Source organism: Streptomyces sp. NPDC127197, assembly GCF_042672405.1.
Classification (GTDB): Bacteria; Actinomycetota; Actinomycetes; order Streptomycetales; family Streptomycetaceae; genus Streptomyces; species Streptomyces flavusporus.
Genome location: NZ_JBHXVG010000008.1, coordinates 119,730 through 143,280, shown reverse-complemented (window position 1 = coordinate 143,280; position 23,551 = coordinate 119,730). Strand labels below are relative to the sequence as shown.

The 23,551-nt window shown below is 70.1% G+C and carries 22 protein-coding genes; 10 read left to right on the top strand and 12 right to left on the bottom strand.

What is annotated here, in order from left to right; translation table 11 throughout:
- Positions 1 to 108 precede the first annotated feature (108 nt).
- Together ACFVJQ_RS15340 and ACFVJQ_RS15335 are read right to left on the bottom strand one after the other, a co-directional pair.
- Complete coding sequence (locus ACFVJQ_RS15340) at positions 109 to 1,749, bottom strand: alkaline phosphatase D family protein (RefSeq protein WP_385784061.1); 1,641 nt, start codon at positions 1,747 to 1,749, stop codon at positions 109 to 111.
- Positions 1,750 to 1,836: 87 nt separating this feature from the next.
- Positions 1,837 to 2,481 (bottom strand): HNH endonuclease family protein, encoded by a 645-nt coding sequence (locus tag ACFVJQ_RS15335; RefSeq protein ID WP_385512044.1) that lies wholly within the window; start codon positions 2,479 to 2,481, stop codon positions 1,837 to 1,839.
- A 388-nt stretch (positions 2,482 to 2,869) separates the two neighbouring features.
- On the opposite strand from ACFVJQ_RS15335, the gene ACFVJQ_RS15330 reads away from it, so the two are divergent.
- A complete protein-coding gene (locus ACFVJQ_RS15330; protein WP_385512042.1) occupies positions 2,870 to 3,451 on the top strand; it encodes a TMEM165/GDT1 family protein in 582 nt (193 codons plus the stop codon).
- Positions 3,452 to 3,655: 204 nt separating this feature from the next.
- On the top strand, positions 3,656 to 4,312 hold the full coding sequence (locus tag ACFVJQ_RS15325; protein WP_385784058.1) for an HAD-IA family hydrolase: 657 nt from the start codon (positions 3,656 to 3,658) through the stop codon (positions 4,310 to 4,312).
- A 414-nt stretch (positions 4,313 to 4,726) separates the two neighbouring features.
- Here ACFVJQ_RS15325 and ACFVJQ_RS15320 read toward each other — a convergent pair whose 3' ends face one another.
- Complete coding sequence (locus ACFVJQ_RS15320; RefSeq protein WP_385784055.1) at positions 4,727 to 5,662, bottom strand: peptidoglycan-binding protein; 936 nt, start codon at positions 5,660 to 5,662, stop codon at positions 4,727 to 4,729.
- A gap of 184 nt (positions 5,663 to 5,846) precedes the next feature.
- Here ACFVJQ_RS15320 and ACFVJQ_RS15315 point away from each other — a divergent pair, with 184 nt between their 5' ends.
- Positions 5,847 to 7,898, top strand: a complete 2,052-nt coding sequence (locus ACFVJQ_RS15315) for a DHA2 family efflux MFS transporter permease subunit (RefSeq protein ID WP_385784052.1) — start codon at positions 5,847 to 5,849, stop codon at positions 7,896 to 7,898.
- Here the strand turns inward: ACFVJQ_RS15315 and ACFVJQ_RS15310 are convergent.
- Positions 7,882 to 8,385, bottom strand: coding sequence for a GNAT family N-acetyltransferase (locus ACFVJQ_RS15310; protein ID WP_385512034.1), 504 nt, complete (start codon positions 8,383 to 8,385; stop codon positions 7,882 to 7,884). The genes ACFVJQ_RS15315 and ACFVJQ_RS15310 overlap by 17 nt on opposite strands.
- Positions 8,386 to 8,547: 162 nt before the next feature.
- Here ACFVJQ_RS15310 and ACFVJQ_RS15305 point away from each other — a divergent pair, with 162 nt between their 5' ends.
- Complete coding sequence (locus ACFVJQ_RS15305; RefSeq protein ID WP_385512033.1) at positions 8,548 to 9,237, top strand: hypothetical protein; 690 nt, start codon at positions 8,548 to 8,550, stop codon at positions 9,235 to 9,237.
- Positions 9,238 to 9,240: 3 nt separating this feature from the next.
- On the top strand, positions 9,241 to 9,729 hold the full coding sequence (locus ACFVJQ_RS15300) for a hypothetical protein (RefSeq protein WP_385784047.1): 489 nt from the start codon (positions 9,241 to 9,243) through the stop codon (positions 9,727 to 9,729).
- A 25-nt stretch (positions 9,730 to 9,754) separates the two neighbouring features.
- Here the strand turns inward: ACFVJQ_RS15300 and ACFVJQ_RS15295 are convergent, their stop codons facing one another.
- Positions 9,755 to 10,165, bottom strand: a complete 411-nt coding sequence (locus ACFVJQ_RS15295) for a DUF1992 domain-containing protein (RefSeq protein ID WP_385512030.1) — start codon at positions 10,163 to 10,165, stop codon at positions 9,755 to 9,757.
- 119 nt (positions 10,166 to 10,284) lie between these two features.
- On the opposite strand from ACFVJQ_RS15295, the gene ACFVJQ_RS15290 reads away from it, so the two are divergent.
- Positions 10,285 to 10,677, top strand: coding sequence for an FHA domain-containing protein (locus ACFVJQ_RS15290; protein ID WP_224735980.1), 393 nt, complete (start codon positions 10,285 to 10,287; stop codon positions 10,675 to 10,677).
- Positions 10,678 to 10,691: 14 nt separating this feature from the next.
- On the opposite strand, the gene ACFVJQ_RS15285 is transcribed toward ACFVJQ_RS15290, so the two are convergent.
- Together ACFVJQ_RS15285 and proP are read right to left on the bottom strand one after the other, a co-directional pair.
- A complete protein-coding gene (locus tag ACFVJQ_RS15285; RefSeq protein WP_385784043.1) occupies positions 10,692 to 11,363 on the bottom strand; it encodes an O-methyltransferase in 672 nt (223 codons plus the stop codon).
- Between the two features lie 318 nt (positions 11,364 to 11,681).
- Positions 11,682 to 13,067 (bottom strand): glycine betaine/L-proline transporter ProP, encoded by a 1,386-nt coding sequence (gene proP, locus ACFVJQ_RS15280; protein WP_385512026.1) that lies wholly within the window; start codon positions 13,065 to 13,067, stop codon positions 11,682 to 11,684.
- Between the two features lie 386 nt (positions 13,068 to 13,453).
- On the opposite strand from proP, the gene ACFVJQ_RS15275 reads away from it, so the two are divergent.
- Positions 13,454 to 15,538 (top strand): bifunctional glycosyltransferase 87/phosphatase PAP2 family protein, encoded by a 2,085-nt coding sequence (locus ACFVJQ_RS15275; RefSeq protein WP_385784040.1) that lies wholly within the window; start codon positions 13,454 to 13,456, stop codon positions 15,536 to 15,538.
- Between the two features lie 38 nt (positions 15,539 to 15,576).
- On the opposite strand, the gene ACFVJQ_RS15270 is transcribed toward ACFVJQ_RS15275, so the two are convergent.
- Complete coding sequence (locus tag ACFVJQ_RS15270; protein WP_385784037.1) at positions 15,577 to 17,715, bottom strand: P-loop NTPase fold protein; 2,139 nt, start codon at positions 17,713 to 17,715, stop codon at positions 15,577 to 15,579.
- Positions 17,716 to 17,789: 74 nt separating this feature from the next.
- Positions 17,790 to 18,245 (bottom strand): ATP-binding protein, encoded by a 456-nt coding sequence (locus ACFVJQ_RS15265; RefSeq protein WP_385512020.1) that lies wholly within the window; start codon positions 18,243 to 18,245, stop codon positions 17,790 to 17,792.
- Between the two features lie 92 nt (positions 18,246 to 18,337).
- Here ACFVJQ_RS15265 and ACFVJQ_RS15260 point away from each other — a divergent pair, with 92 nt between their 5' ends.
- Together ACFVJQ_RS15260 and ACFVJQ_RS15255 are read left to right on the top strand one after the other, a co-directional pair.
- Entirely contained in the window at positions 18,338 to 19,186 is an 849-nt protein-coding gene (locus ACFVJQ_RS15260) for a helix-turn-helix domain-containing protein (RefSeq protein ID WP_385784034.1), read from the top strand.
- Positions 19,146 to 19,427: a DUF397 domain-containing protein gene (locus ACFVJQ_RS15255; RefSeq protein ID WP_385784031.1), complete on the top strand. Its 282-nt coding sequence runs from the start codon at positions 19,146 to 19,148 to the stop codon at positions 19,425 to 19,427. The genes ACFVJQ_RS15260 and ACFVJQ_RS15255 overlap by 41 nt, the downstream gene beginning before the upstream one ends.
- Here ACFVJQ_RS15255 and ACFVJQ_RS15250 read toward each other — a convergent pair.
- A complete protein-coding gene (locus ACFVJQ_RS15250) occupies positions 19,411 to 20,580 on the bottom strand; it encodes a steroid 3-ketoacyl-CoA thiolase (protein ID WP_385784028.1) in 1,170 nt (389 codons plus the stop codon). The genes ACFVJQ_RS15255 and ACFVJQ_RS15250 overlap by 17 nt on opposite strands.
- Before the next feature lie 247 nt (positions 20,581 to 20,827).
- On the opposite strand from ACFVJQ_RS15250, the gene ACFVJQ_RS15245 reads away from it, so the two are divergent.
- Positions 20,828 to 22,063: a cytochrome P450 gene (locus ACFVJQ_RS15245; RefSeq protein ID WP_385512015.1), complete on the top strand. Its 1,236-nt coding sequence runs from the start codon at positions 20,828 to 20,830 to the stop codon at positions 22,061 to 22,063.
- A 187-nt stretch (positions 22,064 to 22,250) separates the two neighbouring features.
- Here the strand turns inward: ACFVJQ_RS15245 and ACFVJQ_RS15240 are convergent, their stop codons facing one another.
- Positions 22,251 to 22,478: a helix-turn-helix domain-containing protein gene (locus ACFVJQ_RS15240; protein ID WP_385263060.1), complete on the bottom strand. Its 228-nt coding sequence runs from the start codon at positions 22,476 to 22,478 to the stop codon at positions 22,251 to 22,253.
- A gap of 403 nt (positions 22,479 to 22,881) precedes the next feature.
- Positions 22,882 to 23,295 carry a transglycosylase SLT domain-containing protein gene (locus tag ACFVJQ_RS15235; RefSeq protein ID WP_385263056.1) on the bottom strand — a complete coding sequence of 138 codons (414 nt, stop codon included), beginning with the start codon at positions 23,293 to 23,295 and terminating at the stop codon, positions 22,882 to 22,884.
- Positions 23,296 to 23,551: the final 256 nt, after the last annotated feature.

Genomic DNA, 23,551 nt, shown 5'->3' with positions numbered 1-23,551 from the left:
GTGTGGGGCGCAGAGCGGCGAACCGCCCGCGGGAAGCGGACGGTCCGCCTCATCATGCCTTCGGGCGCCACAGAAGCCAACGCGCGTCCCACAGGTCCCGGATGTGCCTCATGTGGTGGTGAGGACCGACTCCTCCACCGTCGTCAGCCGCGCTCCGCCCCGCCCGTCCGCCCTGGCCTGGTCCAGCCGCAGCCGCGCCGAACGGCCGTTCAGTGTCAGCGTCATGAGCTGGTTGCCGAACCACGGGCCGCCCGTGCGCCGCCAGTCGATCGGCGGGCGCGGGACACGGCCGTGCCCGGCGATCCGGCGGCCGAGGAAGCGGGCGAAGCCGCTCCAGCCGAAGCGGAAGCCGAGCCGGATCGACAGCGGGATGGAGTTGTGCACGGGGGAGCAGGTGAGCTGGACGACCCGGGCGTCGGGGCCGGCCGAGGGCCAGACGGGCTCGGCCACGTAGGCGTGGTGCACGTCCCCCGACAGCACGCACACCGTCGCCGGTGCCCCGTCCCCCGAACCCGCCTCGGCGATCAGCGCGGCCAGCGCGTCGAAGGAGCCGGGAAAGGCAGCCCAGTGCTCCAGGTCCGCCGCCCGCCGCACCTTCTCCCCGAACCGCGCCCAGCGCTCGCCCTTCTCGCCCCGGCACAGCGCCGCATTCCACCCCTCGGCGTCGTGCACCAGGTGCGGCAGCAGCCACGGCAGGGAGGTGCCGATCAGGAGATGGTCGTACGAGCCCGGCTCGTACAGCGCCTGTGCGCGCAGCCACTCCGCCTCGCCCGGCGCGAGCATCGAGCGCGCCTGCTCGTCGAGAACGCGGGCGGCGCGGGTGTCCACCATCAGCAGCCGTACGCGGCCGAAGTCGCGCCGGTAACTCCACCGCACGGACGTCGGGTCGGCGTCGGCCTTCGCGGCGAAGGCGCGCAGGAGGTCGGTCGCGTCGGGGGTGTCGCGTACGGCCGCGTACAGGGCGTCGGCGGCCAGTTCGGCCGGAGACAGGTTCCCCAGGTGCTGGTGGACCCAGTACGACATCAGGCCGCTCAGCAGGCGTTCGCGCCACCAGTCGGTGGCCCGCATGTCGGCGAGCCAGGCGGCGGAGGTGTTCCAGTCGTCGATGACGTCGTGGTCGTCGAAGATCATGCAACTGGGGACGGTGGACAGCAGCCACCGCACCTCCGGGTCGAGCCAGGATTCGTAGTAGAGGCGGGTGTACTCCTCGTAGTCCGCCACCTCCCGGCCCGGCGGCTCGCTGAGGTCGCGGCGGGCGGCGAGCCAGCGCTGGGTCGCCCGGGAGACCTCGTCGGCGTAGACCTGGTCGCCCAACAGCAGCAGCACATCGGGTCGTTCGGCCGTGGGATCGGCCGCGATGCGGGCGGCCAGGGTGTCCAGGGCGTCGGGGCCGACGGGGTCCTTCTCGTCGGCCGGGGGAGCGGCCCAGCGGCAGGAGCCGAAGGCGACGCGGACGGCGTCGCCGGTCGTCCCCGCGCGGATGACCGAGGGCGGGTACGGGGAGTCCGGCAGCGGCCACACGCGCGTGCCGTCGAGGAACACCTCGTACTCCGTCGCCGTGCCCGCAGTGAGGCCGCTGACCGGCACGAGGGCGTAGTGATGGCCCGCGACCTGGAAGGTGCGGGCCGTACCGCGGGCGCCGTCGGCGCAGCGCACCTCGGCGGTGCACGGACGGCTCGCCTCGACCCATACGGTCGCGGACGAGCCGTCGGCGTACCTCAGCAGTGGACCCAGGCGCAGTCCCGCCACGTGATCACCCTCCTCCGTCGCCCCGTACGGTACGGAACGACGGAGGCCGGTGGCGAGGTTCCGTTCATGAACGCCAGGGAAAGCGGATCAGCAGGGGGCCAGGTAGTTCTGCAGCGCGCTCTTCTCGGCCGAGTCGACCGACAGGCCGTAGTAGTACTTCACCTGGACCCAGGCGCGGACGTAGGTGCAGCGGTAGGCGGTGCGGGACGGCATCCAGGTGGCCGGGTCCTGGTCGCCCTTGGACTGGTTGACGTTGTCGGTGACCGCGATGAGCTGCGGGCGGGTCAGGTCGTTGGCGAAGGACTGGCGGCGGGAGGTGGTCCAGCTGTCGGCGCCGGAGTCCCAGGCCTCGGCCAGCGGCACGAGGTGGTCAATGTCGACGTCGGAGGCGGCGTACCAGGTGGCGCCGTCGTACGGGGAGTACCAGCTGCCGCTGGTGGCGGCGCAGGAGGAGTCGGTGACGACGTTCGAACCGTCGCGCTTGAGGACGGTCTCACGGGTGTTGCAGGAGCCCGACTGTGTGATCCAGTGCGGGAAGAGGTCCCGGTTGTAGCCGGTGCGGTCCTCGGTCGCCACGGTGAGCTGGGCGAGGTAGCTGCGGGCGGTGGCGCCGCTGACCGGAGTGGGGAGGGCGGCGGAGGCGGTGGGGGCGTTGAAGAGGGCCACGGAGGCTATGAGGGCGCTGAACGCCGCGGCTGTGCTCAGCCGTCGACGCGCGTAGAACCTGGCCATGCGAACTCCCTTGGGGATGTGGGGGTGTTGGCGTGCGAGCGAGGGAATGCTCGCGGTGCCGTGTTGCGTACGCGTGTGCGTGCGATGGCAAGTTAGTGACGCGGGCATGACACGACAAGGTTCAAGGCGGAACTTTTCACTCCAGGCGTGTCGCGTACGATGGACGGCGCAGAAGGGGAGTAGCTCTTCGCCGGACCGTCGACATACTGCTCAGCTCGTCTGAGCCGGCGCCCGGAGGCGGGCCTCGAAGGTGAGGCCGGCCAGCGAGACCTTCGGCAAGCAGTGCACGCCCGAGCCGTACGGCACGGGTGCCACGTGTGCTGCCGTGCCGAGGTGTCGCTGACGACGTACGACTCTCGGCGGGGCGGCCCCGACCGATTGAGGAACCTTGATCAGCATCACCGTCACGGCGCTCGTCTTCGGCGTCGTCTTCCTCGCCGAACTGCCGGACAAGACCGCACTCGCCGGCCTCGTCCTCGGCACCCGCTACCGCGCTTCCTACGTCTTCGCCGGTGTCGCCGCCGCGTTCGCGCTGCATGTCGCGCTCGCCGTCGCGGCGGGCAGCGTGCTGACGCTGCTGCCGCAGCAGGTCGTCCACGCGGTGACCGGCGTGCTCTTCCTGGGGGGCGCGGCGATGCTGCTCAGGAACAAGGGCGAGGACGAGGAGGAGATCCGCAAGCCGGAGGACCAGTCCTTCTGGAAGGTCGCCGGGGCCGGGTTCATGCTCATCCTCGTCGCCGAGTTCGGGGATCTGACGCAGATCATGACGGCGAACCTCGCGGCGCGTTACGACGATCCGCTCTCCGTCGGACTGGGTGCGGTGCTGGCGCTGTGGGCGGTGGCGGGCCTGGGCATCGTCGGTGGGCGTGCGCTGATGAAGCGGGTGCCGCTGGGGCTCATCACCAAGATCGCGGCGTTGCTGATGCTGGGGCTCGGGGTGTGGAGTCTGTGGGAGGCCGCTGCCGGGTGAGCTGAACGCCCGGTGAACGGTTGTCCAAGGTGGTGGCGGCATGCCGGGTTTGTTTTGTACCGTGGGGGAACAAAGTGGTTCCCGCCCGTTTTCCCTGACCGGCGGGCGGGGCCACCTTGTCCCTCCGGGGGGTCACCTTGTCCCTTCGAGGGTCACCTTGTGCCTTCGGGCCACCGCCCCGCACCCCGCGTTCTGGAGCTGCCGATGCTGGCCACCACCGTGCTCACCGCCCGCGCCCTCCTGCTCGACATGGACGGCACCCTCGTCAACTCCGACGCCGTGGTGGAGCGCATCTGGCGGCGCTGGGCTGAGCGGCACGGGCTCGACGGGGACGAGGTCATGAAGGTCGTCCACGGGCGGCAGGGGTACGCGTCGATGGCCGTGCTGCTGCCGGACCGGCCGATGGAGCAGAACCTTGCGGACAACGCGCGGATGCTCGCGGAGGAGACGGCGGACATGGACGGCGTCGTGCCGGTGCCGGGGGCGGCGGAGTTTCTGGCGTCCCTGCGGGGGCTTCCGCATGCGCTGGTGACCTCGGCGGATGTTGCGTTGTCGACGGCGCGGATGGCTGCGGCGGGGCTGGGGATGCCTGATGTTCGGGTGACCGCGGAGTCGGTGGGGGCGAGCAAGCCTGATCCGGAGGGGTTCTTGAAGGGGGCCGCGGAATTGGGAGTGGCGCCTGCGGACTGTCTCGTCTTCGAGGATTCGGGGGCCGGGATTGCGGCCGGGCGGGCGGCTGGGATGCGGGTTGTGGGGGTTGGGGTGCGGGCGGGGGGTTATCGGCCGGATGTGCTGGTGCCGGATCTTAGGGGCGTGCGGGTGGAGGAGGGGGTTGGCAAGTTCGGCGTGCAGTTCACATGAAGTCGCTTTAACACGATCGTGTGATCGTCGACTTCCGGGCTTGTGCGGCCCTGAGCCGTCCGGGTTAACGTGATCGTGCGATCTGGGACGCCGGGTATGGCGCCAGCGTGCGGGGCCCCCGCTCCACCAGAGGGATGGTGCGGGGCCTCCCCGTCGCCTCTGGCCGTGCCCATATGGCCAGGTTGCGCAGGGAACTGGCCTCCTGGGCTCGGACCACGCACGGGATGCGTGTCGCCGCCCCGGGGTTGAGTACGCCGGGGACCAGTGCGCTCAAGACCGTTCGGGGCGTGCGGCTGAACGGGTTCACTCCTGCTCAGTCTTCAGGAACGGTTGATGGGGCGATGCGGGTGCGTCGGATGGTGCGGGGGCGCTGGGGCCGTTTGCGGGTCGGTGGGCGGGAAGCGCGGCGGAGCGTTACGGCTCCGACGTTTCCGACTCCAGGCGCTCCCGTGTCTTCTCGTCGTAGACCCCCAGTTCGTCCGGCTGTACGCCGCGTGCCCACTGGTAGTTGCGTACGGCTTCCTCTACGCGGTGGTTGTAGTGGCCGTGGGGTTCGTCGTTGTACAGGTACAGCTGGCGTAGGCGGAGTTGGAGTTCGACGACCTCGGAGCCGTCGTCGCCGGGGCGTAGGACGGGGGTGTTCTCGTCGCGGTCGTTTTCGGGGGCCTCAGGGGCGGTGGGTCCGGTCGTTGTCGCGGTGGGGGTAGGGGTCCGGGGCGGGGTCGGGGATGTGGTGGGCGCCGAGCGGGTCGGGGTGGGGGACGGGGACGTCGGGCTTGTCGTCGGTGACGGCGTCGTGGGTGTCGGTGTCGCCGAGGGGGCGGTCGTGGACGGCGTTCGGGGTGCCTCGCTGGTACGTGCGTCGGGTACGGCTTCCCGTACGTCCTGCGGCAGCGCGTCGTCCCGTGACGGCGTCTCGTAGGAGAACAGCCCGCTCGCGAACCCGGCCGCCGCGACGACGGCGACGACGGCGCCGGCCACCGCGAGCAGTGCCGTACGGCGATGGTTGCGGGGCCGCTCCAGGCCGACGTCCGGGGTGGGCGCGTCCGGATCCGGGGCCTCGAACAGCCGTAGGTCGGTGGCGCTGGGCGTGGGGAGCGGGTCGGGTTCGACGGCGCGCAGGGGCATCGTGACCTCGGCGTCCGGGGGAGCCTGGGACACCTCCTCCCCGTCGAGGTCCACGTACGGCCGGATGCGCAGCGGATCAAAGTCCTCCGCCGCCGCCTGCTCCGCCGTACGGGCGTCGCGCAGCGCGTCGGACGCACGCCGGCCGCAGGCGCAGGAGGGGGTGTTGTCCGCCCCCCTGGGCGCCCCGCACTCCGGGCACCGATGCCCCTTCGGCTCCACCACGCGTCCGTCCCCTCCCCTCGCGACTCCTCGCGACCCCAGAGATTATGCAGATCTCGTGGAGGTCCTGTTCCCGAAGCCTCGGAGTCACAGCGGAACCACACCTTCCAAGCGGACTCGACGGGCCATAACCGGGCAGATCGCCCACGATGGATGGCGTAACCACGGCAGCCCTCGGGAGGTCTCCATGGCGGGGGATACGCGCGGCAGGACGAGGGACGTTCCGGGCACCGGCGCCCAGGAAGGCGTGCCCGGCGGTGTCCTCGTGTCGCTGGGCGCACTGCTCCTCGGCATGCTGCTCGCCGCCCTCGACCAGACGATCGTGTCGACCGCGCTGCCCACCATCGTCAGCGACCTCGGCGGTCTGGAGCACCTGTCCTGGGTGGTCACCGCGTATCTGCTGGCGTCGACCGCCGCGACCCCGCTGTGGGGCAAACTCGGCGACCAGTACGGGCGCAAGCGGCTGTTCCAGACCGCGATCGTGATCTTCCTGGTCGGCAGCGCGCTGTGCGGTATGGCGCAGAACATGCCGCAGCTCATCGCCTTCCGCGGCCTCCAGGGCCTGGGCGGCGGCGGGCTGCTGGTGCTGTCGATGGCGATGGTCGGCGATCTCGTGCCGCCCCGCGACCGCGGCCGCTACCAGGGGCTGTTCGGTGCGGTCTTCGGCACGTCGAGCGTCCTGGGGCCGCTGCTCGGCGGGCTGTTCACCGAGCACCTGAGCTGGCGCTGGGTCTTCTACATCAACCTGCCGCTCGGTGTCGTCGCGCTCGTCGTGATCGCGACCGTGCTGCATCTGCCGCGCACAGCCACCCGGCACGTCATCGACTACCTGGGCACCTTCCTCATCGCGGCCGTCGCCACCTGCCTGGTGCTGGTCGCCTCCCTCGGCGGCACCACCTGGGCCTGGGGCTCGCCGCAGATCGTCGGGCTCGCGGTGCTCGCCGTCCTGCTCGCCGTGGCGTTCGTGCTGGTCGAGCGGAGGGCGGCGGAACCCGTTCTGCCGCTGAAGCTGTTCCGTATCCGCACCTTCACCCTCACCGCCGCCATCAGCTTCATCATCGGTTTCGCCATGTTCGGCGCGTTGACCTACCTGCCGACCTTCCTGCAGGTCGTCCACGGCATCACGCCGACCTGGTCGGGCGTGCACATGCTGCCGATGGTGCTGGGCCTGCTGCTGGCCTCCACCACCTCCGGCCAGATCGTCAGCCGCACCGGCCGCTGGAAGGTCTTCCCCATCATGGGCACCGGCGTCACGACGGTCGGTCTGCTCCTGCTCAAGGAACTCGACGAGCACAGCTCCGACGCCGTGATCAGCGGCTGCCTCTTCGTCTTCGGCCTGGGGCTCGGCCTGGTCATGCAGGTGCTGGTGCTCATCGTGCAGAACGCCGTCTCGTACCAGGACCTGGGCGTCGCCACCTCCGGCGCGACGTTCTTCCGCTCCATCGGGGCCGCCTTCGGAGTCGCCATCTTCGGCACGGTCTTCGCCGGCCGCCTCGACGACGCTCTGGCGTCCGCCTTCCGCGGCGTACAGCTCCCGCCCGGCGTGTCGATCGACTCCCTGGAAGCCGACCCGCGCGGCATCGCCGACCTGCCACCGGGGCTGCGCCCGCCGGCCCTGCACGCGTACTCCTCGTCCATCACGGACGTCTTCCTGTACGCCGCTCCCGTCGCTCTCCTCGGCTTCGTGCTGGCGTGGTTCCTGAAGGAGGACCGGCTGCGCGGCTCGGTCACGGCACCCGACGTCACCGAGACGCTGGCCAGCAACCCCGTGCACCGGTCGTCGTACGACGAGGTGTGCCGCGCCCTGTCGGTGCTCGGCACCCGCGAGGGCCGGCGCGAGGTCTACCGGAAGATCACCGCACGCGCGGGCTACGACCTGCTGCCGGCGGCGAGCTGGCTGCTGCTGCGGATCAAGCGGTACGGCTCCGTGGAGCCGGGCGTGCTCGCCGAGCGTGCCACCGTCCCGCTGGGTGCCGTCCTGGAGGCCGCCCGGCAGATCGAGGAACGGCGGCTGGCCGTCCGGGAGGGCCTCGACCTCGTCCTCACCGAGCAGGGGCGCGTGGTCGCCGAACGGCTCGCGCACGCCCGCGAGGAGTCCCTGGCCGGGCTGCTCGGCGACTGGTGGGGCCCGGACCGGCCCACCGACCTGGTGCAGCTGGTCAGAGAGCTGAACGAGGAGCTGTGCGGCTCGGACCGGGAGGAGCCGCACGCAGCCCGTCCGGTCACCCCCTCGAGATGAGCCGTTTGCCGAACCAGTGCTCGGCGTACGGGTCGGAGTTGTGTGCCGCGGTCTCCTCGTAACCGAGCCGCGCGTACAGCGCCCGCGCCTCCACCAGGTCGCTCCGCGTGTCGAGGATCATCCGCTCGGCGCCCAGCTCCCGCGCGGCGTCCTCGGCGGCGGCGACGAGCAGCGCCGCCCCGCCCTTCCCGCGCAGCTCCGGCAGCAGGAACACACGCGTGAGCTCGGCGATCGACGGATCCTCCGTCAGCCGTACGCCCGCGGTGCCGACGGCCGTGCCGTCGTACCGCGCCACCAGCAGAAGCCCGGCGGGCGGGGCGAGGCGGTCGCCCGCGTTCGCCGCGATCTCCCGCTCCAGTTCGGCCGGGTCGGTCCGGCGGCCCTGGTGCAGCAGGTACCAGCGGTCGCTGACCTCCGTGTAGTACGCCCGCCAGAGCGCGGCGGCGTCCGGGGAGTCGACGGGTTCGGGAGCGACGGTCCAGGTCATGCCGCTCATTGTCGGGAGACGGTGGGCGGGGCCCGCAACCGAATATGCGTCACCTCGGGCTCCGGCCGCAGACGGGGTCGTTTGGGCGGGGGTGCGTGGGCAACCCGGTCAGCGGACCGGCCCGGTGAAGGGCCGGTCGGGTCGAGAACCCGGAAGGCATTCATGTCTGGCTGGATCATTGCTCTGATCGTGATTGCGGCGGTGGTCGTCCTCATCGCGGCCGCCCTGGCCCTGCGCGGCCGTGGTGCGACCGGCGGACGGGACCTGCGGCGACGTTTCGGGCCCGAGTACGACCGGGCCGTGGCCCGGCACGACGGCGACACCAAGGCCGCCGAGCGCGAACTCACCGAACGCCTGGAGCGCCACGGCAACCTGCGGGAACGGCCCCTCGAGCCCGTGCAGCGCGAGCAGTTCGAGGCCCGCTGGACGGCCGCCCAGGAGCGGTTCGTCGACTCGCCGCAGGACGCGGTGAGTGAGGCCGACCGGCTGCTCGCGGAGCTGGCCGGGGCGCGCGGCTTCCCGGACGGCGGGCAGTACGAGGAACAGCTCGCCGCGCTGTCCGTGCACCACGCGGACCACGTGCACGGCTACCGGCGCGTCCACCGCATCGCACGCGCACAGGTCGGCGGCGCCCAGGAAGGGCGGACGGACGCCGCGCAGGACGGGCCCGCCGCCACCGAGGAGATGCGTGAGGCCATGGTCGAGGCCCGCGCCCTGTTCGACGACCTGGTACGCCCGGCCCGTGAGGACGAGGGGCGCCCCGTCGCCGAGCAGAAGACCAGGCGGCCGGCCCACGCCGGTGGCCGCCAGCACCTGCTGTGGGGCTTCAGGCGGCACGCGAAAGGGAGTTGAGGCATGACCGACGTGACACGACCCACGGGCGGCGGCGCGGAAGGCGAGCCCGACCGCACCGGGCGCCGCGAGAACCTCACCGGCCACGAGGCGGCCCCCGCGACGGCCCGCGAGGCCGGCGGCACCGGCGGCACCGCGCGCGGTGCGGCGCCCGTCCCGAGCCCCGGTCCTTCGGGACCCGCGGACCCGGCCGCCCCCACGGCCCGTATGGCCCCGCTGCTCCCGCACGACGAGACCGACAAACTGGGACTGCGGATGCAGCAGGCGGTCTCCGGGTTCGTGGACGGCCCGCGGGCCGCCGTCGAAGAGGCGGACCACGTGCTGGAGGAGATCGCCGCCCGCTTCACGGACGCGGTGACCCAGCGGCGCCGTACCCTGCGCAGGTCCTGGCAGTCGACGGACGAGGGCACGCCCGCGACCACCGACACCGAGCAACTCCGTCTGGCCCTGCAGGACTACCGCGAGCTGGCGGAGCGGTTGCTGCGCCCCTGACCTCCCAAGAGGCCGCCGTGACCTGCTAAGAGGCCGCCGTCCGGCGCTTCCGCCACTGTCGTACGACATCTTCGACGTCGTACGGCTTCAGACCCAGCGGCGGGCCGGGCGGCGGCTTGAACATCATGTCGCGGATCTTGACGTTGATGTCCTCGACGATCTTGCGCACGGCCCGCTCGGACGGTGCCTTCGTGGCGGCCAGGAGGGCGTCCTCCGCCTCCTTGCGCAGGGCGAGTGTCGGCGGCAGGACCGACAGGCCCTCGCGGGCCAACTTGCGCTTGATCCACCACTGTTCGTCGTACGTCGCCTCGACCTCTCTCGGCAGTGGCTTGCCCGCGCCCGGCAGATGCGCGAAGTCGCCGCGCGCCTCCGCGTCGCGGATCTGTTTGTCGGTCCAGGACTCGAAGCTCACGCCCGGTGGCTTTCGCTCGGTCATGGGGCCATTGTGCCGGACGCCGTCGTGCCGGGCGATTTATCATTCGGCGGCGGTGGGCCAACCAGTCCGCCGGGCAAGGACGTTGAGCCCCGCGCAGGGACGTGACAAAAGGAGCGCACGTGCTCGAACTCACCATGGCCACCGTCTCCGGGGCGGAGGCGGGCGCCACGGCCGGCATGCTCATGGCCGACGCGCCCAGCGAGCCGGGCGCCGTGCTGCGGGTGGGCCGGGACAAGTCCGTGTGCCGGCTCGCCACGCCCGACGACTGGCTGTTCGTCTCGCGGGTCCATCTGGAGTTCCTGTGCGGCCCGGACGGCAGCTGGCAGGTGACCTGGCTGCGCGGCTCGCAGCCGGACCCGTCCTCCGAGGTCCGGCTGATGGCCGGCGGGTACACCCAGCCCCTCGCCTACGGCGGCACCGTGCCGCTGCCGCGGGGCGGCAACGGAGAGATCGTCATCCAGGACCGCACCGCGCCGCGCAGCGTCAACGTCGGCTTCTACCACGAGCTCTGAGTGACGGCGGAGTCCTATGCCAGGACCCGTGCCAGCGCGAAGCCGTCGTAGCCCTTGCTGCCCACCGTCTGGATCGCCGTGCCGCTCAGCCTGGGATGGGAGCCGATCAGCTCGATGGCGGCGCGGGCGCCCTGGACGTCCGGCTCGGTGCTGGCCGCGTCGGTGACGCGGCCGCCGCGTACGACGTTGTCGACGATGATCAGGCTGCCGGCGCGGGTGAGCTTGAGGGCCCACTCCACGTAGTGGGCGTTGTTGGCCTTGTCGGCGTCGATGAAGACCAGGTCGAAGGGCGGCGGGTTCTCGTCGGCGAGCTGGGGCAGGGACTCCAGCGCCGGGCCGACCCGCACCTCGACGAGCTTGTCGAGGCCCGCGCGGGCGATGTTGCGGGTGGCGACCTCGGCGTGCTTGGCGCTGTACTCCAGCGAGATGAGGCGGCCGTCGGCGGGGAGGGCGCGGCCGAGCCAGATGGTGCTGTAGCCGCCGAGCGTGCCGATCTCCAGGATCATCCGGGCGCCCTGGATCTGGGCGAGGAGCTGGAGCAGCTTGCCCTGGGGGGCCGTGACGTTGACGTGCGGCAGTTCGGCGGCCTCGCTGTCGCGCAGGGCGGCCTGGAGGGGCTCGTCGTCGGGGGAGAGATGGGTGCGGAAGTAGTCGTCCACGGCGTCCCAGGTCTGCGACTCGCTCATGCGCATTGCCTCTCGTGTGCGAAGCGGTTCCGTAATTAGGGCGTCTAACTAGTTGCCCTAACGAAGGTAGTCGCCACGGGGTTTCACGACGAGAGCGGCACGCCGACGGCCGTCAGTCCGCGGGCAGTCGTGCCTCCCCCAGAGGGGGGACCCCCAGGGCGGCACGGGTGGGCACGGGCGGCATCCCGTCAGCGCCGGGCTGCGCGACCCACCTCGGCCGGCTCCCACGCCGGGCGCTTGGAGAGCGGCGGCTCGTTACCGTACGCACGGGCGGTACCCGGTAGCGCGGGTTGCGCAACCGGGTACCGCAGCCGCGCGTCAGCGCCCAACCGCCTCCGCCGGCTCCAGAGCCGGCGCCGACCCCGGCAGCGGGCGCCCCGCCGATTCCGTCATGAACCACACCGCGACACCGCCGATCACAGCCGCCGCCATCATGTAGTACGCGGGCATCATCATGTCGCCGGTCGCCCCGATCAGCGCCGTGACCACCAGCGGCGTCGTGCCACCGAAGAGGGAGACTGAGATGTTGAAGCCGATGGAGAGGGAGCCGTAGCGGACCCGGGTCGGGAACAGGGCGGGGAGCGCGGAGGGCATCGCCGCCGTGAAGCAGACCAGCAGCAGGCCCAGGGCGCCCATGCCCAGAGCGACAGCGGCGAGGCTGCCCTGGCGGATCAGCAGCAGCGCGGGGATGGACAGGGCCAGGAAGCCCGCGCAGCCCGCCGCGATCACCGGGCGGCGGCCGATGCGGTCGGTCAGGGCGCCGGTGAAGGGCTGGGCGATCATCATCAGCGCCATCACGCCCAGGACGACCAGCAGGCCGTGCGTCTCGTCGTAGTGGAGCTCGCTCGTGAGGTAGCTCGGCATGTACGACAGCAGCATGTAGTCGGTGACGTTGAAGACCAGCACCAGGCCCATGCAGAGCAGCAGGGCCCTCCACTGGCCGGAGATCATCTCGCGCATCGGCACCTTCGGCCGGGCCGACTCCGCCTTCTCGACCTCCGCCGCGAAGGCCGGGGTCTCCTCCAGACGCATCCGCAGGTACAGGCCGATGAGGCCCATCGGGCCCGCGATCAGGAACGGGATCCGCCAGCCCCAGGACAGCAGGTCCTCGGTGGACAGGAGGGCGGTCATGAGGGTGACCAGGCCCGCACCGCCGATGTAGCCGGCGAGCGTGCCGAACTCCAGCCAGCTGCCGAGGAAGCCGCGCCGCCGGTCGGGTGCGTACTCGGCGATGAAGGTGGACGCGCCCGCGTACTCGCCGCCTGTGGAGAAGCCCTGCACGAGGCGGGCGGCCAGCAGCAGGATCGGCGCGCCGACGCCGATCGCGGCGTACGACGGGATCAGGCCGATGGCGAACGTGCCGATCGCCATCATGATCATGGTGAGGGCCAGGACCTTCTGGCGGCCGATACGGTCGCCCAGCGGGCCGAAGACCATGCCGCCCAGCGGGCGGACCAGGAAGGCCGCGGCGAAGGCGCCGAACGTGGACAGCAGCTGAGCCGTCGCGTTGCCCGTGGGGAAGAAGACCTTGCCCAGGGTCACGGCGATGTAGCTGTAGACGCCGAAGTCGAACCACTCCATGGCGTTGCCGAGCGCGGCCGCCTTCACGGCGCGCTTCACGAGGGCCGGGTCGGTGACGGTGACGTCCGGGGCGTGGGTGGTGGTCGGGGACGGATGCGGGGCGGCGACTGTGGCAGTCGTCAAAACTTCGCTCGCCTACCTTTCGACGGGGACAGGGGCGGGCCCGTCCGGCGTCGACGGCGGCAGGCCAAAAAGCGACCATAGGGGCACTTGTCCCGATTACGTACCGTGGTCGTTTCGCTGTATGGGGTAGGTAAACGCCGTATGTCCAGGAGCGTCGGCCCGCCCCGGAACCCGTCATTCCGGCGCCGACTGTGATCCATCTCGCGCCCGGTGGGGGCAACCCGATCCCCCTCCGACTATCGTCTTCCGGACAAAAGGAGAGCGGACGTCAGGTGAAGCGGGGGTTGCCTGCGTCCCCCTCCGGGGGTGGTGCGAGCCTCATGAGGATCGCAAAGGGACCCATGCGCGGGACACGTGGGACGAACGGGGCGGGAGGGCCGCGGGGCGTGGCGAATGCGGAGCACACCGGGAGACCGGGGGAAGCCTTCGGGGCGGCGGCGGCGGTCGGCACGGCCGGGGCACGGCAGCGCGCGGCGCGGCTGGGTCTGTGGCTGGTCGCCGCGATCCTCGCCGTACGGCAGATGGCCGTCATCCTCAGTACGCCCAGGGGCGAGCGGCTGACGGACCTGGAGACCTGGGTCGGCCCGGACGGCGTGCTGCACGTGGAGGGCTCGCTGTACGACTCCACGCGCTTCACCGGCACCCCCTTCGGCGGCCTCGTCCTCAAGCCCCTCACCCGCTCCGCCGAACAGGCGCTCGGCTGGGGCTGGACCTTCGGCACGCTGCTGCTCGTCGTCGTGCTCGGCCTGGTCGCCGCGCGCGCCCTGCCGAAGCCGGTGAGCCGGCGCAGCTCGCTGTTCGCCGCGCCCGTCGCGATCTGCCTGCTGATGCTGTCGCTGCCGGTGCGCAACGCCTTCTGGCTCGGCCAGACCAGCATCATCCCCGTCCTGCTCGTCCTGCTCGGCTGCTTCGCCGTGCGCGGCGAGCGGGCCGGCGGCGCCCTGATCGGTGTCGCCGCCGCCTTCCAGCCGACCGTGCTGCTGTTCGCCCCGCTGCTGTGGTTCACCGGCCGCCGGCACGCCGCCGCCTCCCTCGGCGCGACCTTCGCCGCCTGCACCGCGCTCGCCTGGGCGGCGATGCCGCACGACTCGTACACCTACTGGGTGCACCACATGGCCGGCGTCGGTCTCGGCGGCCGGGCCGACGATCTCGCCAACCAGTCCCTGCACGGCGCCCTGCTCCGTCTGGGCCTGTCCGGCCCGCTGGAGATCGCCGTCTTCCTGGTGCTGGGCGCCGGGATCGCCACCCTCGGCCTGCGCCGCGCCGTCCGCCACGCCCACGACGGGCAGCTCCTGCTCGCCGTCGCGATCACGGGCTGCGCGGCGATAGTCGTCTCTCCCACCGCCTGGCAGCACCAGCTCCTCTGGGTCCTCCTCGCGGTCGTCGGCCGGGTCGGCAAACGGGCCTCCGACCGGCTGGTGTGGCCGGTCGCCGTGGTCGTGGTCATGACGCTCCCGGCGAAGATGATCCTGCCGAACATGGCCGCCCTCCACCCGCTGCGCGACAACGTCGTCCTGCTCGCGGCGATCGCCGCCGCCACGGTCGTACCGTTCCTGTCGCGTACGTCGCCGTACTACCGCTCCCCGATCCCCACGCAGTACGCGCCGCCGGTCCCGGCCCGCTGGCAGCGCATCCCGCTGCTGCCGTTCCTGCGCCGGGTGCTAGGCCGCCCGAACCTCCTGCTGGAACTGCTCCTCATACGCGTCACCTACGCCGCGTACTCCCAGGTCCGGCTGGCGGCGACGGGCGGCACGATATCCGGGGGCCGGGAGCGCGCCGAGCACCACGGCGAGCAGATCCTCTCGCTGGAGCGGATCCTGCACCTCGACATCGAACGCTGGGCCAACCACGCGGTGGTCAAGATCGACTGGCTGCGGCAGTTCTTCGACTTCTACTACACGTCCTTCCACTTCGTCGTCCCGCTGACCGTCCTCGGCGTCCTCTACTGGCGCCGCCCGGTCGACTACCGCTGGGGCCGCTCGACCCTGGGCCTGACCACACTCCTCGCGCTCGTCGGCTTCTGGGCCTACCCCCTCGCCCCGCCCCGCCTGATGCCGGACCACGGCATCGTCGACACGGTCCACGGCGTCCAGGACTTCTCCCAGCCGGACTACGGCACGCTGACAGCGCTCACCAACCAGTACGCCGCGATGCCGTCACTGCACTTCGGGTGGTCGCTGTGGTGCGGGGTGGTGATCGCGATCGTCGCGCCGAAGGGATGGATGAAGGCGCTGGGCCTGCTGCACCCCTTCTTCACCCTCTCGGCGATCGTCGCGACCGGCAACCACTGGGTCCTGGACGCGGTGGGCGGAGCGATGGTGGTCGGCGCCGGGTTCGGGCTGGCTTATGTGTTCCAGGGGCCGCGGGCGCGCACGGCCACGGCTGGGGCGGTCGGTGCGGAGCGGGAGCCGGAGCCGGCGCCCTCCGCCGTCGTCAGCCGCCCCGGATCAGGGCTCCCACCTCGTACTTGAGGCGCCGCGTGTCGGCCGCGTTGCGGAAATGGCTCACTTCAGGCGGAAGGCATGGGAGGCAGCGTCGGCAACGACCAAGCCGTTCTGACGCGTTGCAGCGTGGACCGGGCAAGCGTGTCGGCCGTGCCGATCTCGCGCTGGGCTCTGGCGAGGGCCGCGAAGGAGCCGGAGACCCCGGGATCGGAGGCCCTGGTGAAACGGTCTTCGGTGAGGTCCCTGGTGAAGATCCTCAGCACCGTGTCCAGATGGTAGGCGCGGTTGGCCAGCGTCGCGCCCACGCGGGCACGGTCGCCGGTCTCCCCGGCCTGCTGGTGGATCACGCCTCCCAGTGCGCCGAGTCCGCCGTGCTCGGCGACCAGGTCCGCGCGGAAGAGCTGCGCGAGTTCGGCCGACTCCTCGGAGCCGCCGGCGGTGTTGGCAATGCGGTCCAGTTCACGGTTCACCAGCTTGCGGGCCAGGTCGGCCAGCGTGATGCGTTGTTCCGGCTCCACGTACGAGATGGCCGCGCGGGCCGTCCGCAGGAGGTCTCGCGGCATTCCGCCCGACAGGCAGTAGAAGAGAGCGGTGAACGGGACGGGCAGCCCTACGACCCGACGGCCCAGCAGCTTCTCGGCGGTTCTCTGATCGAGGGGTTCGACCCGGATGATCTCGTCGATCGCACTGTCGAAGGCATCCCGTCGGCCGACCGGCGCCAACTCCGCCTCCCGCAGGGCCTCGTCGGAGACCGACAACACGAACAGGCACTTCGGCACGTCGAACACGGCCTTGAGTTCGTTGAGAAAGGTGCGTGCGGTGGCAGCCGGCTCGATCCGGTCGAGTTCGTCGATACCGATCACCACCCGCCGGTTCTTTTCGTCCAGTTCCAGCGCGGTCCGGCTGAGGAACCTCTTCAGGCTGTCCAGGATCTCCGGGTACGTCTGCGGCTGCTGGGCGAGCGATGTCGCTTTCCTCGCCGACAGGTTCCAGCTCCGCCAGCCGGCGCTGAGGGCCGCCTCGTCCGAGTGGGTCTGCAGATAGCGGATCGAGCGCTTGTGCCGCTCGGCTTCCTGTGCCGTGCCGAGACCTTCCTTGATCACGCGGTCGCACACTTTGTAGAACAGATGGAGCATGAACTCCCGACGGTCGAACAGGACCGGCACCGACTCGACGAGGCTCAACTGCCCCGCCGTATCCGCCTCGTCGACCTTGCAGAAGACTCGTAGCAGTTGCGTCTTGCCCGCCCCGCGTGGGCCCGACAGGGCGATGCTTCCGTTCTCCATTCCCGCGCTGATCATGGCCAGTTGCTTGTCGGCCGGCGTCTCCACATGTTCATGGCCGGCGCGAAGCTGCTTCAGGCCCGGGGCGTCATCGATGGAGAGCTCGGTGGAGAAAACACGCTCGGTGCGTTCGCTGATCTTTTCCCGCATGAAGCTTCTCAAGCCCTGCCGTACGGCCTCCCGCCACTCGGCCATGGCCTGTTGTTCCGCCTGGTTCCGTTCCCGTGGGTCGAATACGGCGATCCGGTGGGCGAGGGGAAGGGACTGCCCGGACTGGTCCGACCGTGCGAGTCTGCGCAGCCACAGCACCGGAAGCACGAACAACACCAGTGCGCCCAGCGCGATCCAGGCGCCCCAGCCGTATCCGCCGACCTCTTCCAAAGGCCGATCGTGCCGGAGCTGCCAGGCGACCTCTGTCGGGTAGGCACCCACCGAGATCGCGCACACCACCGCCAAGGAGCAATACGCGAGCCCCACACTGACGAGCAGCTGACGACCCTTTGCCGCGGGTACGCCTGCCCGCACATTGCGTGACAGAAGCCAGTAGACACACCAGGCCACGAAGGCCAACCCGCCCGCGATCAAGATCATGAACACGAGGAGTCCGAACGCGTCGCCCGCAGCGGACTTGACCGAAACGGAACGGTCATTGGTCAGAGCTTCCTTGAGTGCGGCACTCCAGCCGTACCCCACCGCTGACGTGAGCAGCATCAGCAGCACCAGCGTGCCAACCCCCACAAACAGCCTGAGGAGCCGGCCCTCCATGCGAGCTCTGGCGAAAGCCTGCTCATACGCCTTCTGCGCATCCTGGGCTTGTCCCAGAATGCGGCGACGCTCCGTTTCCGCGGCAGATTCCAGATGCTGCTCGTTCACGCTGCCGCTTCGGGTCAGGCTGTCGCGCAGTTCTTGCTCGGCCAGCACACCCTTCAGCAGTTCCGTGAACAGTGCCTCTTGTCTTAGCACCGACGCTCCCCCCGTGCCCGCGGGCCCCCTGCTCACAGACCGCCCGCATCCTGACCTGCCTCACAGGTCTTTCCGCACCAGCACTCGAACCACACCGCTTTGCCACCCCCTGTCACGGGACCCACACCCCATTTGTCGACCATCGCGTCCAGCAGGACGAGGCCCCGCCCGCCCTCCGCCTCCCGCGACAAGCCGACTGGCATGACAGGGAGTTGAGGTGACCCGTCCGTCACCTCCACCCGAACTCCCGCGCCCTGCCGCAGCACCAGCAGCGTGCAGCGCCGGTCCGGGACATGGCGTACGACGTTGGCGACCAGCTCCGTCACGGCGAGTTCCACGGCGTCGGCCAGCTCCGGCAGGTCCCACTCCGCCAGGAGCGAGCGGACGATACGGCGGATGTGGCGGGCCGAGTGCTCGCTGACCGTGAGGCTCATGCGGTACTGGACGAGGCGGGGGGCCAAGTAGGCGGGGGGAATGTGTTCGTTCACACGACGAGACTGACCTGCCGTCACTACGCTGGGCTACGGAACGGATACAACAGGTCCCGAAGTGGACCGAGTTGCGTGAGAGGGGCCGCTGCGTGACCCACATCAACACCCTCGACCCGGGCGCCTCGCCACTCGACTACTACGGCTTCGAGCTACGCCGGTACCGCGAGGCCGCCGGCCTGACCCAGAAGCAGCTCGGGAGCATCGTCTACTGCACCGGTTCACTGGTCGGCCAGATCGAGACGGCCCGGAAACTGCCGACGTTGCAGTTCAGTGAGCGGGCGGATGTGGCGTTGGGGACGGGTGGCTTACTGTCCCGGTTGCTTGAGCTGGTGATGCGTAGTCAACTTCCGGGCTGGTTTCAGCAGGTGGCGGAGTTGGAGGCGCGGGCGGTCGAGATCGGTACGTTTCACACGCACATGGTTCACGGTCTGCTTCAGACTCCGGCATACGCGGGTGCCGTGCTCGGCGTGCTGGATCAGAGCAACTTGGACGACCGGACCGCCGTACGACTGGCACGTCAGCGCATTTTCGAGAAGGCGGAGCCGCCGGTCTTCTGGGCGATCGTTGGCGAGGCCGCCCTGTACCAGGAGATCGGCGACACGCAGACCATGCGGGAGCAACTGGCGCACCTGTTGTCCTTTGAGGACAACCCTCGGATCAACATCCAGGTGCTGCCGTTCTCGACCGGCGCGCACGCGGGACTGACAGGCCCGTTCGACCTCTTCCGCTTCGCGAGCGACCCGTCCATCGTCTACACCGAGGGCTACGGAAGCGGGCATCCGACCGCCAACCCGGACACCGTCAAAGACTGCTCGCTCCGTTACGATCATCTTCAAGCCGCCGCGCTCTCCCTCAAGGACTCGGCGGAGTTGATCCGGCGCGTAATGGAGGAACGCTATGGCGAGCAACGCGATTCCGGCGGGGATCCAGTGGCGTAAGTCCAGCTACAGCAGCGATCAAGGCGGATCCTGCGTCGAATGCGCGCCCCTCGGGCCCCTGGCCTGGCGCAAGTCTTCGCACAGCGGCGACGAAGGCGGCAACTGCATCGAGATCGCCGAAACCCCCCACACCACCCTCGCCATCCGCGACTCCAAGAACCCGGCGGGACCGATCCTCACCCTCGACCCCGCCGCGTTCACCACCTTCGTCGGCTGGACGGCGACTACAGCCGCTGAATGATCGTGCCGGTGGCCAGTCCGCCCCCCGCGCACATCGTCACCAGCGCGAACTCCTTGTCCGTCCGCTCCAGTTCATGAAGCGCGGTCGTGATCAGCCGGGCCCCGGTGGCCCCCACCGGGTGCCCGAGCGCGATCGCACCGCCGTTGACGTTGACCTTCTCCAGGTCCTGCTCGAAGACCTGGGCCCAGCTCAACACCACGGACGCGAAGGCCTCGTTGATCTCCACCAGGTCGATGTCCTTCAGGGACATCCCGGCCTTGCCCAGCACCGCCTTCGTCGCGTCGATCGGCCCGTCGAGGTGGAAGTGGGGGTCGGCCCCTACCAACGCCTGCGCCACGATCCGCGCCCTCGGCCTCAGCTTCAGCGCACGCGCCATCCGCTTCGACGCCCACATGATCGCCGCCGCGCCGTCGCTGATCTGCGACGAGTTGCCCGCCGTATGGACGGCCGTCGGCATGATGGGCTTGAGGCTCGCCAGCGCCTCCATGGACGTGTCGCGCAGCCCCTCGTCCTTGTCGACGAGCCGCCACATGCCCTGCCCGGCGCGCTGCTCCTCCTCGGTCGTCGGGACCTGGACGGCGAAGGTCTCCCTCTTGAACCGCTCCTCGGCCCAGGCGGCGGCGGCCCGTTCCTGAGAGATCAGCCCCAGCGAGTCAACGTTCTCCCTGGTCAGCCCCCGGTGGCGGGCGATGCGCTCCGCCGCCTCGAACTGATTGGGCAGGTCCACGTTCCACTCGTCGGGGAACGGCTTCCCGGGGCCGTGCTTGGACCCCGACCCCAGCGGCACCCGCGACATCGCCTCGACGCCACAGCTGATCCCCACGTCGATGACGCCCGCCGCGACCATGTTGGCCACCATGTGCGACGCCTGCTGCGAGGACCCGCACTGACAGTCGACCGTCGTCGCCGCCGTCTCGTACGGCAGCCCCACAGTGAGCCAGGCCGTGCGCGCGGGGTTCATGGACTGCTCGCCGGCATGGGTCACCGTGCCGCCGACGATCTGTTCGACGCAGTCGGCGGGGATACCGGTGCGGCCGAGGAGTTCGCGGTAGGTCTCGCCCAGGAGGTAGGCGGGGTGGAGGTTGGCGAGCGCGCCGCCGCGCTTGCCGATGGGGGTGCGTACGGCTTCGACGATCACGGGTTCGGCGGCCATGGGGGCGGGTCCTCTCGTCCAGAACCAGGCAGAACCGATCCAGAACCAGTAACTAGTACGTGTTCTAGTTCTGTGAGCAGTCTGCTGACGTGATGTACATCACCGCAAGGGTCTTGCATGCGATTGGGCTCCAATTCGGGGTGCCGTACCCCTTGCGAGTTGTAGAACCCGTTACTACCTTCACGGCGATTCCGTGTTCTGATGCACCGTCAGATCAGCTCGCATCGTCAGATGGCTGGAGCCGCCGATGCCCTGTCCAGCGCTTCCCGAAGGGTTCGACTTCACCGACCCCGATCTGCTGCACCACCGTGTGCCCCTCCCGGAGTTCGCCGAACTGCGCCGCGTCGAACCGGTCCGCTGGATCGCTCAGCCCGCGGGGCTCGCCGGCTTCCAGGACGAGGGCTACTGGGCCGTCACCCGGCACGCCGACGTCAAGTACGTCTCCACCCACCCCGAGCTCTTCTCCTCGTACCTCAACACCGCGATCATCCGCTTCAACGAGCACATCGAGCGCGACGCGATCGACGCCCAGCGGCTGATCCTGCTGAACATGGACCCGCCGGAACACACCCGGGTCCGTCAGATCGTGCAGCGCGGGTTCACACCGCGGGCCATCCGGGCGCTGGAGGAGCGGCTGCGGGCGCGGGCGCACTCCATCGTCGAGAACGCCCGGGGGCACTCGGGCCCCTTCGACTTCGTCACGGAGGTCGCCTGCGAACTGCCCCTGCAGGCGATAGCCGAGCTGATCGGCATCCCGCAGGACGACCGGTCGAAGATCTTCGAGTGGTCGAACAAGATGATCGCGTACGACGACCCGGAGTACGCCATCACCGAGGAGGTCGGCGCCGAGTCGGCCACGGAACTCATCGCGTACGCCATGAACATGGCCGCCGACCGCAAGCAGTGCCCGGCGAAGGACATCGTCACCACGCTGGTCGCGGCGGAAGACGAGGGCAACCTGGGCTCGGACGAGTTCGGCTTCTTCGTGCTGATGCTGGCCGTGGCGGGCAACGAGACGACCCGCAACGCCATCACGCACGGCATGCACGCCTTCCTCACCCACCCCGACCAGTGGGAGCTGTACAAGAGGGAGCGGCCACAGACGGCGGCCGAGGAGATCGTGCGCTGGGCGACACCCGTCGTCTCCTTCCAGCGGACGGCCACGCAGGACACCGAACTCGGCGGCAAGCTGATCCGCAAGGGCGACCGGGTCGGCATCTTCTACTCCTCCGCCAACCACGACCCCGAGGTCTTCACCGACCCCGACACCTTCGACATCACCCGCGACCCGAACCCCCACCTCGGCTTCGGCGGGGGCGGCCCCCACTACTGCCTGGGCAAGTCGCTGGCCGTCCTGGAGATCGAGCTCATCTTCAACGCGATCGCCGACGCGATGCCCGACCTGCGCCTCGCGGGCGACCCGCGCCGGCTGCGCTCGGCGTGGATCAACGGAGTGAAGGAGCTCCGGGTCACCGCCGGCTGATGTACTCGAGGGAGGCAGGAGCAACCCCCTACGCCCCGCCCCTGCCTCCCCCGACTTCCGTACCTGGGGCCGGAATCAGTTCTGTCCCGGGCGCCTGACACTGGGGCCACCTGGGGCTGGGGGAAGTGAGCGCCGAGCGGTGCTGGAAGCATCCAGGGCTGCGGGGCGCTGCGCCGTGCGGGTGCGCTCAGCCGACCTTGCGCAGTTCCCCGTCGTCGAAGACCGCCACCATGACGAGGCTGCCGCCCAGCGCCTCGACATACCGCGCCACGACATCCGTCCCGGAGACCTGTCCGCACTCGATCTGGGAGACCCGGCCCTTGGTCACGCCCATGCGTTCCGCCACCTGAGCCTGGGTGAAACCGCGCTCCTGGCGCATGTCGACCAGTCGCCAGGCCCGGGCTTGGTCGAGCATGCGCTGAGTGCCTTCGACGAATGCATCTCGGCCGCCGGACAGTTCCTCTGCCCGCTCCCGATGCCCGCTGGCTGACCACCTGACGTGTCCGTTCACAGGATCCAGATCGCCTGGTTCACCAGCACGTACGACGCCGGGTCGGCCTTCTCCACGTCGTGCAGCCACTGATCCACCTCGTCGGTCAGGTAGACGTCCCACTGCTCTTCCACCTTCGATCCTTTCGGGAGTTTAGCATTCACTAAACATCGAGGGGAGTCGAGCAAGCCTGATTCCGGGACCCTCACTCATACGGGTTGGGAGAGCCGGGCCACTTCCTTGAGGTGAGCCGTTGCTGCACACGACGAAGGCGGCGGCCCCGGGGATCGGGGGCCGCCGCCTCGTTCTTGGGTGCTGCTGGGTCTGATCAGTACCAGCCGTTGGCCTGCCAGAAGCTCCAGGCGCCGGTCGGGCTGCCGTAGCGGGAGTTCATGTAGTCCAGACCCCACTTGATCTGGGTCTTGGCGTTGGTCTTCCAGTCCGCGCCGGCGGCGGCCATCTTCGAGCCCGGCAGGGCCTGGACCAGGCCGTAGGCGCCGGAGGACGGGTTCGTGGCGTCGACGTCCCAGCCGCTCTCGTGCTCGACGATCTTGCTGAACGCGTTGAAGTGTTCGGCAGGGACCATCTGCTTGGCGATCGCCTTGGCCTGGGTGGGAGAAGCAGTGGTCGCAGCCTGGGCCGGGGTGGCGGACAGAGCCATTCCGGCGGTGGCGGCGGCGACGGCGACGCCGGTGAGGGCCTTCTTGGGGGCGGCGATGCGGCGGAGGAAGGAGACGGACACGTTGAACCTTTTTCGTCGGGGACGGGGTGGTCGCGGCATGCCGGAACCACGCGGTGCGCGGCGGGGGCATGCGTTGGCGCCGCGGCCCTGTGGGCTCGTCGGCGCCGTGCGACGTCATCCAGAGAAGCAGGCCGGGAAGGGGTCCGCAATGACCCCTTTTACTAGTTGTGGTCGCATCTGGGGTGAAGGTCTTTTGTGTGACGTGGCTCTCAATGCGCAGGTCGGAGGGGGTTATGGCGTGGGCATGGCATCCGAT

Excerpts from the sequence above, each read along its gene's own strand:
- ACFVJQ_RS15335 (WP_385512044.1), bottom strand. The coding sequence starts at position 2,481 with ATGGCCAGGTTCTACGCGCGTCGACGGCTGAGCACAGCCGCGGCGTTC.
- ACFVJQ_RS15325 (WP_385784058.1), top strand. The coding sequence starts at position 3,656 with ATGCTGGCCACCACCGTGCTCACCGCCCGCGCCCTCCTGCTCGACATG.
- ACFVJQ_RS15315 (WP_385784052.1), top strand. The coding sequence starts at position 5,847 with ATGGCGGGGGATACGCGCGGCAGGACGAGGGACGTTCCGGGCACCGGC.
- ACFVJQ_RS15310 (WP_385512034.1), bottom strand. The coding sequence starts at position 8,385 with ATGACCTGGACCGTCGCTCCCGAACCCGTCGACTCCCCGGACGCCGCC.
- ACFVJQ_RS15305 (WP_385512033.1), top strand. The coding sequence starts at position 8,548 with ATGTCTGGCTGGATCATTGCTCTGATCGTGATTGCGGCGGTGGTCGTC.
- ACFVJQ_RS15300 (WP_385784047.1), top strand. The coding sequence starts at position 9,241 with ATGACCGACGTGACACGACCCACGGGCGGCGGCGCGGAAGGCGAGCCC.
- ACFVJQ_RS15295 (WP_385512030.1), bottom strand. The coding sequence starts at position 10,165 with ATGACCGAGCGAAAGCCACCGGGCGTGAGCTTCGAGTCCTGGACCGAC.
- ACFVJQ_RS15285 (WP_385784043.1), bottom strand. The coding sequence starts at position 11,363 with ATGAGCGAGTCGCAGACCTGGGACGCCGTGGACGACTACTTCCGCACC.
- ACFVJQ_RS15255 (WP_385784031.1), top strand. The coding sequence starts at position 19,146 with ATGGCGAGCAACGCGATTCCGGCGGGGATCCAGTGGCGTAAGTCCAGC.
- ACFVJQ_RS15250 (WP_385784028.1), bottom strand. The coding sequence starts at position 20,580 with ATGGCCGCCGAACCCGTGATCGTCGAAGCCGTACGCACCCCCATCGGC.
- ACFVJQ_RS15245 (WP_385512015.1), top strand. The coding sequence starts at position 20,828 with ATGCCCTGTCCAGCGCTTCCCGAAGGGTTCGACTTCACCGACCCCGAT.
- ACFVJQ_RS15240 (WP_385263060.1), bottom strand. The coding sequence starts at position 22,478 with ATGCTCGACCAAGCCCGGGCCTGGCGACTGGTCGACATGCGCCAGGAG.